A 14423-nucleotide genomic window follows, 5' to 3' on the forward strand; every position below is an offset into this window, starting at 1 on the left:
GATATGAGGCTTAAACATCAAAGTTGTAATGAAGATCTAAATGAAAAAAATTCATTATTTGTAAAATAACTCAGCTAAGATTCAGGAAAAAAACATTCTCTTGTTCCAAAAATTGGATGGAGTGTACAAAAGTAGAATATTTTCATCTTGAATTATTATATTTTTGTTACTATAATAACATGGAAAGTACGCGAATTGAATAACGAATGCGAAATGAATAATTTCTTTGAAAAACATATTGATAGGGGAGTCATTATCATTGAAAAAATTAATGTTGATTACAACTGGTGGAACAGTAGCTTCACTTGAAGGAGAAAACGGACTTGCGCCTGAACTGCATGCTGATGATTTATTAAGTTACATACCTGAATTAAATGTACGTTGCCGTATTGATACGAGGGAGTTAATGAACATTGATAGCACCAACATGCAACCAGAGTTTTGGATAGACTTGGCGAATGCTATTTACGAACACTACAGTCAGTACGATGGCTTCATTATTACGCATGGCACCGATACAATGGCTTACACCTCAGCTGCACTTTCTTATATGTTACAAAATGCATCAAAACCGATTGTGATTACAGGTTCGCAAATCCCTATTTCGTATAGTAAAACAGATGCAAAACGAAACATTTCAGATGCCATTCGTTTTGCTTGTGAAGAAATAGGTGGGGTATATATTGTATTTGACGGCAAAGTCATTCAAGGGACAAGAGCGATTAAACTTAGAACGAAAAGCTATGATGCCTTTGAAAGTATTAATTATCCGTATGTAGCATCAATACATGATGACCATATTGAATATAATAAATCCATTCAAGTCCCTAAAAAGAAACACATTCAATTAGATACGTCACTTTGTACAGATGTGGCGGTCGTGAAATTACATCCTGGGATAAAACCAGAATTTTTTGACTGCCTAAAAGGTTTGTATAAAGGAGTGGTTGTGGAGAGCTATGGAAGTGGTGGTGTTCCTTTTCAAGTGCGCAACATTTTAGCGAAATTAATTGAATTAACAGAGCACGGTATATCGGTTGTCATTACGACTCAATGTCTAGAAGAAGGAGAAGACATGGGTATATATGAAGTTGGTCGGAAAATTGACCATAATCGTGTAGTACGCTCTAAAAATATGAACACAGAAGCAATCGTACCGAAATTAATGTGGGTGCTAGGAAAAACAACAGATCCCAAAAAGGTAAAAGAAATGATGGAAACAACGATTGCAGCAGATATTTGATTATATTTTTGAAATCCTGCTAATTAGTCTATCAACTCAAATATTTGGGGGCTATAGACTCCTGACTTTGGAAAGACTTCATCAGTTGATGAAGTTGATCTTTTTTTACAGTAAAAAAAACAAGTACCAGTAGGGAACTGCAGCAATTGCTTGATATGCTAGTTCCTTGATAATAAGGGTCATTCTTGTGTCATATTAATAAAGGAAAAACGGAGAGGCGTGAAACGCTTCTCTTTTTTATGCTTTAAATAAAATATATTTTCATTTTTATGGTGTTGTTAGAACTAAAATAGTGTATGATGCATAGTATAAGGTATGGTGTACGTCACATAGTATAGAGAAGAGGTGATTGGATGAGCACTTTACTGAATTCATTAACCACTGAGTTGCGCAGAGGCACTTTGACGTTAGCTGTTCTAAGTCAGCTCAAAACCCCTCAGTATGGGTACTCGCTTGTCCAGCGTTTAGAGAAGTCGGGAATTACCATTGATCAAAGTACTTTATATCCTTTGCTTCGCCGCCTGGAAAAACAAGAATTGGTCACCAGCAGCTGGGATACTTCTGAAAGTAGACCGCGCAAGTACTATTCTTTAAGCGAGTATGGGGGAGAAATATTCACTCAGCTAAAGGAAGAATGGGAAAAAACTTCTCAAGAGCTTTATATATTATTAAAAGGAGAGGGAGAAGATGGAGCTGATTGATCTTTATATTCAGGAAGTGACCCGCAGGCTTCCAGAAAAAAGCAGGGAGGATATTGCGCTTGAACTTCAATCTACAATCGAAGATATGCTTCCGGTGGATTATACGGAGCAAGACGTGAAGGCCGTTCTTTTAAAATTAGGAGATCCGGTTACACTGGCAAGTCGTTATCGCGATCGACCGATGCATCTGATTGGACCGCGTTATTTTGATGTTTATATCTGTCTGTTGAAAATGATTTTACCAATCGCTGCAGTCATTTCATTGATCGGATTAATAGGGGATAACCCTTTTCGGGATATGGGGAATACGGTTGTGGACGCAATTTTAATAATAATCGGGAAAGGGATTGCGGGTATCATCAGTACAGGTATCCAAGTGTTTTTCTGGTTAACGATTTCATTTGCCATTTTAGAACGCGTGGATACGTCAAAAGACCAGTCGCCTTTAACAAAAGACTTGAAACCATGGACACCGGAAAACCTAAAAGATATTCCGAACATTTCAAAGAAAAAAGCGGTTCCTATGATCGAGATTTTTGCGAGTTTGTTAGGTCTTTCTGTCTTCGCGGCCCTTTATTTCAATGCAGCAAACCTCTTAGGAGTCTATGAAAAAAGAAATGGCAGTCTCATTTTCGTGACACCTTCTTTCAATCAAGAAGTATTGAATTCCTATTGGCTGCTGGTATCATGCGTCGTAATCATTGGGGTGCTCTTGGCGATTTATAAATTATTTTTAAGGCGATGGACCCTGAAACTAGCTTTATCTCATGCCATATACCAGCTGTTATCCACTCTGACTTTCATCATCATCATCAATAATCCTGATTTATTGAACCCGGAATTCATTGAGTACCAAAGAACACTATTTTCAATCGATGAATGGAAAACCTCGATTTATTGGGGTCTCATACTCATCTCCATCTGTTTTGCCGTCTACGATTCCTATCAAGGCTTCCGTAAGGCAAAAATCCGTTAAGGCACAGCATCCAGCTGTGTTTTTTTGTTTGAAAGTTTCTTGAAGTGAAAAGTAGGCTTATAACAAGTCTGTAAGATTATTTCTCAATTTACAACTGAAAACAGAAAAACACCTCATATGAAATATAGTTTTTAACTAACTATACAGCATATGAGGCGTTACATTTATTTTATTGAACTGCATCGAACTGATTAACTTTCCAAGTGGAGCCGGACTTATAAAAGGTAACTGTTCTTTTTACTGAGTCACCGTCGACTGTAGGTACAGTTAAATTGTAGGATCTAACATTAGTTTTTTGATAGACCAATTTAATTTTTGCTTTTCTCCACTCTAACATGCTGTCGCCGTCCCCGATTGGACGGGCTAATTTCCCTTTATGTGTAATATAACTATATTTGTTCAGCCCTTTTTCAACTGCATTATTAGTAAATGTCTCTGCTAAGTAGGTAGTCAATTTATCTTTTGTATTAAACTCTTGGCAAAGGTATGAATACTCTGTCCCTTTATAATTGAAAGTTTTTTGTGAACATGAACGCGTTTTGTAACCATGTAAAGCATTCCAAAAATGTTTGCTGGCATTATCGGCTATTTTTAATGCATTTGCGTCAGACAAATTCTGTGATGTCGTTTTAGCGGTAACCTGACCACTTAATGTGAAAAGTAAAATGATAATGGATAATAGCACACCTGAAAATTTTTTCATATTTTATCTCCCCAATCCCTAATAGGATACTTATGTAACGAAAGTGTAATTAATATTACAATTGTTACATTTATATTACAACATGATCAGCATAAGTAAAAGAGAAATCTTGTTAATTTTTAAATAAAATTTTTATATATACATAGTTTGTTCACTTTATTCTTTTTGAAATCTCATTTGTAAGGACTTGGCTGTTACATACTTATTCCACCAACTAGCCTATTTAAAACCCAGCAGTGAACTTTTTTCCAATAGCGGGACAAGTTAATCCCATTATATTTTCATTAATATCAATATATGTACAAAGAATCCGAATTTCCTGGGCAGAGCCCGAAAATAATAAAATATAAAGGTTTGACAAACTTTCTAGTCCTACCGTATTATAAATTATATACTTGAATACATTCTCCAAAGGGGAGTAGCTTTTACAACAATGTCGTCATTACGGAGCTCTTTGCTCTCGGTGTTGTTGGCAGCATATTGTTGTTAGCCAGACCTTACCTATTGGTAAAGGTCTATTTATTTTTAGTAAACCTTTACCAAAATGGTAAAGGTTTTTTTGTGCAGGATCATGTAGCCTTTAAGGAAATGTACAAATATATTGGGGATGTAGAATTACAAATAAATATATAAATGGAGTGTATTCTTTGATACTTAGAAAATCTTTATTACTTTTAGGGATAGGTTCAGCACAAATAGATTTAATCCTTCCGAAAAACACGTATAAATCTGGTGAATGCATAAATGGTTATTTCTTGATTAAGGGTGGTACCCTTGCGCAAAGAATAAGGAGGATCGAATGTGATTTAATTATGGATACTCATTCTACCGGAATTGACGAAATCCTTAAAACGAGCACCATTTTGTCTTCAAGAGAGATAAATTCAGGGGAAAGCAATGAAATTCCTTTTAACTTTTGTCTGCCTATATTGAAGGACCCATATAAGCAAGGGGTTTCTTATCGTCTTAAAACGAGACTGATACTTGATAAAGGGATAATAGGCAAGGATGATGACTGGATTTTCATCGATTCTGAATAAAGTGGAAATGGAGGTGGGAACATGAATATCTTGAAATTTACTGAGCTTGCCATGGATTATTTGGAAGAATTTCTTTTATTGAGGCTTTTTATATTAGCTTTACTGTTATTGGCGGTTTATTATATTTTGAATAAAATGGTTGAATGGTTCTTTAAAAGGTCCCATTTTTTTGAGGAGGAAGTCGAAAAAACGATACAGGGGGTTACTCGTTCTTCTCTTAGGTACGGCATTTCCGCGCTTTTCCTTATATATTTGATTGGACAATTTATAGACCTTAAAGGAATTTTAGCTGGAGCTGGGATATTAGGGGTCGTTATCGGATTTGCCGCTCAGCAAATGCTTAAGGATATCTTATTGGGATTCGTAAGGCTTTCAGATAATGAATTCCGAGTGGGGAACTTTGTGACATTCAATGGGACAAGTTCTGGGACGATTGAGGAAATCGGTATCCGGTTCATGCAGATCAGGGAATGGTCAGGAAAACTACTGACAATCCCACATAGTGAAATCAGGACGATTCAAAATTTCAATAAAGGGAGAATGCGAATCATTGAACGCGTTACAGTAAGTTACCAAGAAAATCCTGAAAAGGTAAAACGGCTGTTAGAAGATATATGCCATATCTGTAATGAGAAGTATGGTGAAACACTTCTAAGGCTAGAGGATGGTACACCCGAAGAGGACTTTAGATATATTGGCATTACGGATTTAAATCCGAATCTTAAATATGTTGGTTATGAACTATGTTTAGTGGGACTTGTTAATCCTGAACATTACTTTGAAACAGCGAGAAGTGTGAGGTTTGAAATGATGACAGCTTTACATGAGCATCAAATTAAAATGCCATCTGCCCATTTGCTTGTTCATGGCAATCCTAATCATGAACGTATTTTGGAGAACTGAAAAGTAGAAGGGATAGGTCATGAAAAAGAATAACAGAGGGAAGAAGCATGACTAGCAGTATTCATTTGTAACTTATGGATATAAAAGTGCTTTCTTTTAAAGGAAGTTTTTTGAAAGTTGATTGGAACGTAGAGAACTTGCTTTCCGTGGGCGATTCGCCCTCGGAGCGTTAACGGCTAGGGGGCTTGGCAGACAGTCGGCGGAAAGGGAGCTGATTTCTGAAAACAAATGAACTTTTTTTGTTTTAAAAAAACGCAGACAAACTCGCCTATCTTGAAGTTTGTCTACAGTCTGGGCTTTCTTTTAAAGGAAGTCCATTTTTTATACAATACCTCGAAAAACCCCGCCCAAAAAATGGGTTATATTTATGGATTTCACCTTGATTTATCAGATTAAATAGATTATTATTAAATTAACATAAAATGGAAGGGTGACCTTTAAACAATGATCATTTAATCCTATTCTTCAAGAAAAAAATACGTGCTAAATACGAACTTTTTTCTGGATAGGATTAGTCTGTACATTAAAATACAAACAAAGATCATTGTGTTCCGTCCATTAGGGATATTTTGCTCTGTTAATTTTGTATTGTACTGCCTCCTGTCCAGATATCTCACAGGAGGTTTTTATATTGGGGAAACATACATCCGTAACATTGAGTAATAAAGAGCCTAACATATTTAAAAATCGTGTATTCCGGGCCATTATCTTATCAGGCTTGTTTTTACAAATAGGGATATGGGTACGGAATTTTGCAGTTTTGTTATTCGTCATGGAAAAGACAAACGGGAATGCCTTTGCCATCTCCATGATATCAGTAGCGGAATTCGCGCCCATTTTTATTTTTTCATTTATTGGAGGGACGTTTGCTGACCGCTGGAGTCCGAAAAAAACGATGGTTTGGTGTGATATATTAAGTGCAATATCCGTATTTGCGGTGCTTATCTCACTTATCTTCGGCAGTTGGAAAATGGTATTCTTCGCAACTTTGATTTCGGCGATACTTTCTCAGTTTTCTCAGCCATCAGGTATGAAGCTATTTAAGATGCATTTGCCAGAAAGTCAAATTCAGACAGGAATGTCTGTTTATCAGACCGTCTTTGCAGTATTTATGGTTTTAGGTCCGATTCTCGGTACATTCGCCTTCCAATCATTCGGGATAAACATTTCGATTGCGATTACTGGCCTCGCGTTTTTACTTTCAGCTGGTGCACTCGCCTTTCTTCCTAAAGATTTTAAACTGAATGAAGAGACCGCAAAAACAACGATATGGCAGGAAATGAAAAGCGGAGTGAGGTATGTGTTGCGAAAAAAGGAACTAAGTTTGCTTGGTTTATGTTTTTTGGCAGCCGGGCTCGGACTTGGTTTCATTCAGCCGCTCTCTATATTTCTTGTTACAGAACAACTGGAACTGCCTAAGGAAAATCTGCAATGGTTATTTATGGTGAATGGGTTTGGCATGATTTTAGGTGGAGCCGGTGTGATGATTTTCGCCAAAAAGGTGGCACCTCAAAGATTATTAGCTTTAGGAATGCTTGTGAATGCCATTGGATTAGCGGTAATGGGGCTTTCAACAAATCTTTGGGTTACACTTACAGCCGAGTTCTTTAATGGGCTAATGCTGCCTTGTATTCAAATCGGGATCAATACATTGATATTACAGAGGACCGATGGCGAGTTCATCGGAAGGGTCAATGGAATCTTAAGCCCGTTATTCACTGGGTCGATGGTGTTGACCATGAGTGCAGCAGGCGTCCTGAAAGAGCAATTTTCACTCGTCGCCATATTTGAAACAGCCGCTTTCTTTTTTATTCTGGGGATGTTTTTCATTTTGCCATTGTACAATCAAAAGGCCGAAACAAAACCCCTGGAAATACAATCGTAATTGTGGGTAATGGAAAAAGAGTAGTAAACTTAGTAATTGACTTGATTGGGGAAAACGAGGGAAAAATCTAAATTTCACTTGACGCTATCCCATTATATCTATATTAGTATTAAAGAAAGGCAGCCAATTGAAGTGAACCCAAAAAGTAAGACACTTTATTTACTTACGCTGCTTCTAAGGATTGAGTTCGGTATTGCACCGGACTTAATCCTTTTAATTTTACCTTGATCCGTTTGTGATTATTGGAAAACAATGTACTCACTCCTATAAAAATAAATAATTATCCATTTTAATACATCTCGTTATAGGACTAGCAGCTACAGTTCAGTCCGGTACCGTTGACATACTCCAAACAACTATCTCTTAACTATGTCTTCACCTTTAAGATATGTTTGATCTTTGTTACTGGAAATTCTCAAATTAACAATTAGCCATACAACTTGAATAATTATTGGAATTATAAACGCAATCAATAAAACTATGAATGCCACTGATTTAAGCTCAGGGGTTTGTGTAACACCAGCGCCATCAACCTTTCTTAGCCAAGTAATAGCTGCCCCTATCACAAAAACGATAATCCAAAATATGTTACCAGTCCACCAAAGACCCCATCTTTTTTTCACATTATCATTCCTTCCATTTCCTCAACTCTTATAAATTTTGTTAATTTATTATATCAAAATCAAGGGTTTTTCTACCATTTTATTCAAAAAAGTGTAATCCCTTGCTTTTGGATAAGAATGGACTTAGCCCATTCAAGTAGACAACTAAAATAGGCTATGCTGCCATCTGGCATCGTTATTCAAGCGGGGCGAGATGGCAGAAACGTTGATAGTTATAAAAATAAATATAATCTTCAATGGTTGCTTGTAGTTCTTCTTCATTCAAAGTGATTTAAAATGCGAAAAGAATGACTCAATACAAGCATAATCAGGACATTTTTCCTTTCGGGAGTGGTTACCAATAACGCCTGGTTGTGCTAATAGACGTGAGATGTGAACTGAAACCCTGGATCAGAATGGAGAATGGTTCTGTACACATTTCTTTTTTCTGCTACTGTACCGTTTTGAATAAAGTTACCTTTACCTGGACTTCATAATTTATATAACGCAACAGCTGCATATTCCGTAGCGAAGATGTTTCCAATTTCAAAAGAGGAAACCCTTACTTCACTGAAACGATTTTCCGGTGTGCCAGGAAGATTTGAAATGTATATGAAAGAATTTGGACCGACAATAGTTATCGATTATGCACACACTGCGGAAGCCATTCAACATATGCTTCAAATCGCCAAAGAATGCGGGGTCAAAAGATTTATCATATCTTTGGTTTCCAAGGTGGACGAGATACAACCAAAAGGGCTGAAATGGTTAAAGTATCATCGGAACATAGTGATGTTTCGATTTTGACGATGGATGATCTGAATTAGAGGGAATAGAGGAGATGGAATCGTCCCTAAATAAACTCCAAAGCGATTACTTTGCTGGAAATGTGAAGGTTTCGGACACTCGCTATACAGGAGGCGTTAATTATCATTACAGGAAAAGGAATTGAGAAGTATGAGAAAAATTTCGGACTGCCTTGACAAAGAAACAGTACTAAATAAGCAAAATAAAGACACAGGAGATTTTATCGGTTATTTTGATCAATAGTTTGAGTCTAACGAATGCTTTTAGGACGTCTTTTCCTTCTACAGCCATAGGCGATTCATATGGTGAATATTAACATTGTAACTTACTAGGAATTCAGGTATTATATCAATACAAGCTGCACTGTTCGTATTGATAATAAAGTTTTAACCTTTAAGCTGTAATAGGGAGTTTATATTGAATCAGGAATGTTATGCCTCGTCACTGACTTGGACAACAGGATTTTTTCTGCAAACACCCACTTTGAGGAGTGGTGGTTTAAAACTTTCTTACTGAATACGGCAATGGCGGCTTATATCTCTTTAAATGTTCAAACCGGACTCGTTCTGAGGCCGGTTTTTTGCTGTTTTTCGATTTGTAACGATTATCCATTTTTTTCGAAATTTTCATTTTGATCAGCCTAAAAAAACCAATGTTGATAACTCTTGCTTATTAAATGTTTACTCTTGCTTCGTATACCGGTTGGCATAACTTGAAGCAACGAAAGCATTGGGTTTGATTTTCGGTTCCACGCCCATGGACTCCATCCTGGCTACCATTTCTTTTACAAATTCACTGGTTTTGTTCCGCTTCCCAATCCCGATATCAATGTGCCCTTCCATTGTGAACGTTGCCCCTTGATATACGGCAGGCAGTACAATATCGATTAATTGATTTTTTCTTTCTTCCGTAAACAGTGATACGATCTCCTCTGTTAACGACAATTCTTGGGAAATTCGTTCATGCAAATGCAGCATCCTTCTAGGAATCATCACTTTTCTTATACAACCCCAAACACCATTTCCGACCTGCCGTATCACGATGCCTGTAATGAAAACCGTATGCTTTTTATGTACTTGCGAATCTGTACCGACCATTAATCGATAATCACCGGAAGGATTTAATTTCATGAACTCAACAATATGAACAAATACATCTTCAAATGACATGTCTTTTTTCTGAAGGTTTTGAAATGGAATGTTATGAAATGGATATTGCGTCATATTATTGCACCCAACCTTTCCCCGGATATAATCAAATTATTAATTATCTCATGCCGCTCATAACACATCATATGAAGGGGGTCCTTGTTTCGTGCGGTGGGAAGTACCCGCGAATAGCCATCACTTCAAGTTTTAATTGTTCTATTTTAAACAAAAAAGACTCTAGGCAAAAGGTGTTCTACCCTAATATTAAAACAAAGTTGATTGGAGCGGGTGTACGAGACTCCTGCTTAGAAAAGCGCGTACAATGGAGACACCCCGCAGGCATAACGGCTCCGAGGGCGGACCGCCTGCAGAAAGCGAAAATTAACGGACAAATTAAACTGTAAACACACTCAATCATAGTTGGGTTTATCTATAATCTGGAAGAGAAGCTAAAGCATTAGGTTTCTCTTTTTTTGTATGGAAAATATTACAAAAAATCTTATCGGTTTTGGCATATGCCCTTCCATAACTGAAAAGTTAAACATTACATCACCTAAGTAAACCACAATATCATTCAATTTATATAAGAAATAGGGAATGAAATTATTAAATTTTGACCAATAACGCCTTTAAAGTATACAAATTTAATAACTTACAAAAAAAGCGTGTAATGTTTTCTTACATAAACAAAGAAATCTTGCTTTTACAAGAGTAAAATAAACAAATATTCAATTAATAAGTATTGGAGAGATGAAAAATGAAAATATCTGAATTGAAAAAAAGCGGTCATGCTCCGTCATTATTAGCTTCATTCCTTTATTTTGATATCAGTTTTATGATTTGGGTATTATTGGGTGCACTCGGTGTCTATATTACAAAGGATTTCGGACTTTCCTCAGCCGAAAAAGGCTTGATTGTAGCGATTCCGATTTTAGGAGGCTCGTTTTTTCGAATCGTCCTTGGCTATTTGACTGATCGCATCGGTCCGAGGAAAACAGCGATCGGCGGGATGCTTGTTACGATGATTCCGCTTTTTTGGGGATGGTTATTCGGAGGAAGTCTAGCCGAGCTCTATTTAATTGGGATTTTGCTCGGAGTGGCTGGTGCAAGTTTTGCTGCAGCACTTCCTATGGCTAGTCGCTGGTATCCCCCGCATTTGCAGGGTCTTGCGATGGGCATTGCTGGAGCAGGAAACAGCGGAACTCTTTTTGCGACATTGTTTGGACCGCGTATTGCAGAATCACTGGGCTGGCATAATGTTATGGGATTAGCTTTGATTCCTTTAACCATCGTGTTCGTCATTTATATTTTAATCGCAAAAGACGCACCATCCCAACCGCCTGCAAAACCGCTCAAGGAATATTTCAACGTATTTAAAATAACGGACACTTGGTATTTCTGTATTCTTTACAGTGTGACTTTTGGGGGCTTTGTCGGGTTTACTAGCTTTTTAAGCATCTTTTTTGTTGATGAGTATGGGTTAACACGAATTAAGGCAGGGGAATTTGTTACATTATGTGTCATCGCCGGAAGTTTCTTTCGTCCTGTCGGGGGATTTATTGCCGATAAAATAGGCGGAGTTAAACTGCTTATGTTTTTATTCGTTGGACTCACAATATGTATGTTTGGGATTAGTTTTCTTTATTCCCTTACTGCCGTTACGATCCTACTGTTCATCGGAATGCTATTTCTCGGTATGGGCAACGGAGCTGTCTTTCAATTAGTTCCACAGCGATTTTCTAAAGAAATTGGTTTTATCACAGGAATTGTGGGAGCTGCCGGAGGTGTTGGCGGATTCTTGGTTCCAAACATACTAGGTACGTTGAAACAGATTACTGGGACATATGCTACAGGATTTTTAGTATTTTCCGCAGTAGGAATCGTGGCGTTGCTTATCCTGGGCCTTGCTCAGCTTTCATGGAAAAAAACGTGGGTATTCGGAAAAAATTCAGTTAAGATCTAGATCTTTGATTACTGGTTATATTGGCCTGTTACAGTACTTGTTTGGGGGGAGAAAATGTATAAACAAAAACTGGTTTTAATAGGGAACGGAATGGCGGGATTACGCTGCGTTGAGTCAATTATAAGTAAGGACCCGACTGCATTTGAGATTACTATTTTCGGTAGTGAACCACACGTTAACTATAACCGGATCTTATTGTCGACTGTACTTCAAGGCAACATTTCGTTTGAAGATATTGCGATAAATGACAGGGACTGGTATACGAAGAATAATATCCAATTGTTCACAGGGGAAACGGTTGTGAAAATCGATAAAGAGACTCGGAAGATAAAAACAGACAAAGGACGGGAAGTTCACTTCGATAAACTGATAATTGCCACAGGTTCCATCCCATTTATTCTTCCTGTTACCGGTGTTGATAAAGAAGGGGTCATTGCATTTCGGACGATTGAAGATTGCCAAAAGATGATTGATACTTCGCGCAAGCATAAAAAAGCAGTCGTCATTGGAGGCGGTTTATTAGGTTTAGAAGCAGCGAGAGGGCTGTTAAACCTTGGTATGGAAGTGAATGTCGTTCATATCGCTGACCATTTAATGGAAAGGCAGCTTGATTCAACGGCATCACTTTTGCTGCAAATAGAGTTGGAAAACCAGGGAATGAACTTTCTTTTAAATAAGGAAACTAAGGAGATAATCGGGAACGATCGTGTAGAGCGCGTCCGTTTTAAAGATGGAACGGAGCTGGAAGCAGATTTAGTCGTTATGGCTGCCGGAGTCAGACCGAATATTCAGTTGGCCAAAGAAAGCGGAATTGATACAAATCGTGCCATTATTGTAAACGACTATTTAGAAACCAGCATCCCAAATATCTATGCGGTTGGTGAATGTGTTGAACATCAAGGAATTGTTTATGGACTGGTGAAACCCCTATATGAACAAGGTGAAGTGCTGGCAAAGCATATTTGTGAGATGAAATGCAATGGATACCAAGGTTCGGTCGTTTCGACCCAGCTGAAAATATCAGGAGTTGAGTTATTCTCTGTTGGAGATTTCCTTGGTGATGAAACAACGAAATCAATCACAACTTTTGATGATTTAGATGGCGTTTATAAAAAGGTGGTTTTTCGAGGAAGAAAAATCATAGGCGCTGTTCTTTATGGAGATACAAAGGTCAGTTCGCGTTTACTTGATATGATTTTAAAGCGGAAAGAAGTATCGTCAGAGGAAAAGCATGTACTGTTCCAATCACCATGTACGAATGAGGGATTAATCGCTTCTATGGCAAATCATGAAATCATTTGCAATTGTAATGCTGTTTCAAAGGGGGCAATCATTGAAGCGGTTCGAAATAAGGGATTAACAACCGTGGAACAAGTTAAACAATGTACAAAGGCTTCAGGCTCTTGCGGTGGATGTAAGCCTGCAGTGACCGAGCTTTTGGCATATATTCAAGGTAATCTTTCCGATCAGGCTAATGAACAAACTGCTTTGTGTTCATGTACCACATTAACGGAAGATGAAGTCGTGTATAAAATGCAGCTACAAGATTTAACATCCGTCATAGAAGCGATGGATGTTCTTGGATGGGAAAATACAGAAGGTTGTTCAACATGCATGCCAGCCCTAATCTATTATTTAGGGATGATTCATCCAGAGTACGAAATCAGACAGCAAACTCTTTTCATAAACGAAAAAAAGAATGCAACAGTTCAAAGTGATGACCGATACTCTGTTATCCCGCAAATGTACGGCGGGATGACGAATGCGAAAGACTTGCGAAAAATTGCAAATGTTGCAGATAAATATGATATATCCCAGGTGGCGGTAACAAGTGAACAAAGGATTCATTTAATGGGTGTGAAAAAAGAAGATCTCCCAGGTGTGTGGGCTGATTTAGACATGCCGTTAAGTTCAAAATATGGTAACATCGTTCAAAACGTCAAAACATGTATCGGTGAACATGTTTGTTCTTGTGATAAAAAGCCATCACTTATATTTGCTGTAGATTTGGAAAAAAGATTGGAGCATGTATCAACACCTTACCGTTTTAAGATGGGCATATCTGCTTGTATGCATAACGGTGCAGGATCAACAACGAAAGATATAGGTGTTATGGGTATTGACAGGGGCTGGGAAATATATGTGGGCGGAAGCAGCGGGCGTAATGTACGTACCGGTGAACTGTTATGTGTAGCTGGGACCAATGAAGAAGCAATTGAAATCATCACCGGCTTTATTCAGTATTATCGTGAAACAGCCAATTACTTAGAACGGACTTGGCAATGGATTGAACGAGTGGGTTTAATTCATGTTAGAGAAGTATTGTTTGATAATGAACTTAGTCAGCAACTATCTCAACGATAGGAAATGGCATAGGTCAGAGAATGACCGAAGTGGAAAGTACCTTTTGATGCACGTCTTAAACTTACGGGTAAATGTTATTTAAAGAAAT

The 14423-nt window shown here is 37.7% G+C and carries 13 protein-coding genes, 1 other RNA gene and 1 pseudogene; 10 read left to right on the forward strand and 5 right to left on the reverse strand.

Going from position 1 to position 14423, the window contains the following annotated elements; translation table 11 throughout:
* The first annotated feature begins 259 nt into the window (after window positions 1-259).
* The 3 genes from N0M92_RS05730 (at window position 260) to N0M92_RS05740 (ending at window position 2920) form a co-directional block, all read left to right on the forward strand.
* Entirely contained in the window at window positions 260-1243 is a 984-nt protein-coding gene (locus N0M92_RS05730; RefSeq protein ID WP_260284848.1) for an asparaginase, read from the forward strand.
* Window positions 1244-1596: 353 nt separating this feature from the next.
* On the forward strand, window positions 1597-1944 hold the full coding sequence (locus N0M92_RS05735) for a PadR family transcriptional regulator (protein ID WP_134781698.1): 348 nt from the start codon (window positions 1597-1599) through the stop codon (window positions 1942-1944).
* Window positions 1931-2920, forward strand: a complete 990-nt coding sequence (locus tag N0M92_RS05740) for an HAAS signaling domain-containing protein (RefSeq protein ID WP_260284849.1) — start codon at window positions 1931-1933, stop codon at window positions 2918-2920. Before N0M92_RS05735 ends, N0M92_RS05740 begins: the two co-directional genes overlap by 14 nt.
* Before the next feature lie 169 nt (window positions 2921-3089).
* Here N0M92_RS05740 and N0M92_RS05745 read toward each other — a convergent pair whose 3' ends face one another.
* Complete coding sequence (locus N0M92_RS05745; protein WP_260284850.1) at window positions 3090-3623, reverse strand: IseA DL-endopeptidase inhibitor family protein; 534 nt, start codon at window positions 3621-3623, stop codon at window positions 3090-3092.
* A 647-nt stretch (window positions 3624-4270) separates the two neighbouring features.
* Between N0M92_RS05745 and N0M92_RS05750 the strand changes: the two genes are divergently transcribed.
* The 3 genes from N0M92_RS05750 to N0M92_RS05760 all read left to right on the forward strand — a co-directional run bounded on the left by N0M92_RS05750 (window position 4271) and on the right by N0M92_RS05760 (window position 7451).
* On the forward strand, window positions 4271-4663 hold the full coding sequence (locus N0M92_RS05750; RefSeq protein ID WP_228467415.1) for a sporulation protein: 393 nt from the start codon (window positions 4271-4273) through the stop codon (window positions 4661-4663).
* A 21-nt stretch (window positions 4664-4684) separates the two neighbouring features.
* Window positions 4685-5566 (forward strand): mechanosensitive ion channel family protein, encoded by an 882-nt coding sequence (locus N0M92_RS05755; protein WP_260284852.1) that lies wholly within the window; start codon window positions 4685-4687, stop codon window positions 5564-5566.
* Window positions 5567-6197: 631 nt separating this feature from the next.
* Entirely contained in the window at window positions 6198-7451 is a 1254-nt protein-coding gene (locus N0M92_RS05760) for an MFS transporter (RefSeq protein ID WP_260284853.1), read from the forward strand.
* A 163-nt stretch (window positions 7452-7614) separates the two neighbouring features.
* Here the strand turns inward: N0M92_RS05760 and N0M92_RS05765 are convergent.
* From N0M92_RS05765 to N0M92_RS29410, 3 genes and pseudogenes are all read right to left on the reverse strand, one after another.
* Window positions 7615-7692: pseudogene (locus N0M92_RS05765) on the reverse strand (IS3 family transposase); the annotation flags it as partial.
* A 115-nt stretch (window positions 7693-7807) separates the two neighbouring features.
* The gene (locus N0M92_RS05770; RefSeq protein ID WP_260284854.1) at window positions 7808-8074 is read right to left on the reverse strand and encodes a DUF3923 family protein; all 267 of its coding nucleotides are present in this window, start codon (window positions 8072-8074) and stop codon (window positions 7808-7810) included.
* A 175-nt stretch (window positions 8075-8249) separates the two neighbouring features.
* On the reverse strand, window positions 8250-8339 hold the full coding sequence (locus tag N0M92_RS29410; protein ID WP_397443808.1) for an IS3 family transposase: 90 nt from the start codon (window positions 8337-8339) through the stop codon (window positions 8250-8252).
* Window positions 8340-8659: 320 nt separating this feature from the next.
* Here N0M92_RS29410 and N0M92_RS05775 point away from each other — a divergent pair, with 320 nt between their 5' ends.
* Both N0M92_RS05775 and ssrS read left to right on the forward strand, forming a co-directional pair.
* Complete coding sequence (locus tag N0M92_RS05775) at window positions 8660-8860, forward strand: hypothetical protein (protein ID WP_397443809.1); 201 nt, start codon at window positions 8660-8662, stop codon at window positions 8858-8860.
* Between the two features lie 352 nt (window positions 8861-9212).
* Window positions 9213-9398, forward strand: a non-coding RNA gene (ssrS, locus tag N0M92_RS05780) — 6S RNA.
* Window positions 9399-9540: 142 nt separating this feature from the next.
* Here ssrS and N0M92_RS05785 read toward each other — a convergent pair.
* The gene (locus N0M92_RS05785; RefSeq protein WP_192204854.1) at window positions 9541-10083 is read right to left on the reverse strand and encodes a ribonuclease H-like YkuK family protein; all 543 of its coding nucleotides are present in this window, start codon (window positions 10081-10083) and stop codon (window positions 9541-9543) included.
* A 682-nt stretch (window positions 10084-10765) separates the two neighbouring features.
* Between N0M92_RS05785 and N0M92_RS05790 the strand changes: the two genes are divergently transcribed.
* Entirely contained in the window at window positions 10766-11971 is a 1206-nt protein-coding gene (locus N0M92_RS05790; protein WP_260284856.1) for a nitrate/nitrite transporter, read from the forward strand.
* A gap of 54 nt (window positions 11972-12025) precedes the next feature.
* Window positions 12026-14335, forward strand: a complete 2310-nt coding sequence (gene nirB, locus N0M92_RS05795; RefSeq protein ID WP_260284857.1) for a nitrite reductase large subunit NirB — start codon at window positions 12026-12028, stop codon at window positions 14333-14335.
* Window positions 14336-14423 lie beyond the last annotated feature (88 nt).

The sequence above is a fragment of the Peribacillus aracenensis genome, assembly GCF_025175645.1.
In the GTDB taxonomy this organism is placed as follows: Bacteria; Bacillota; Bacilli; order Bacillales; family DSM-1321; genus Peribacillus; species Peribacillus aracenensis.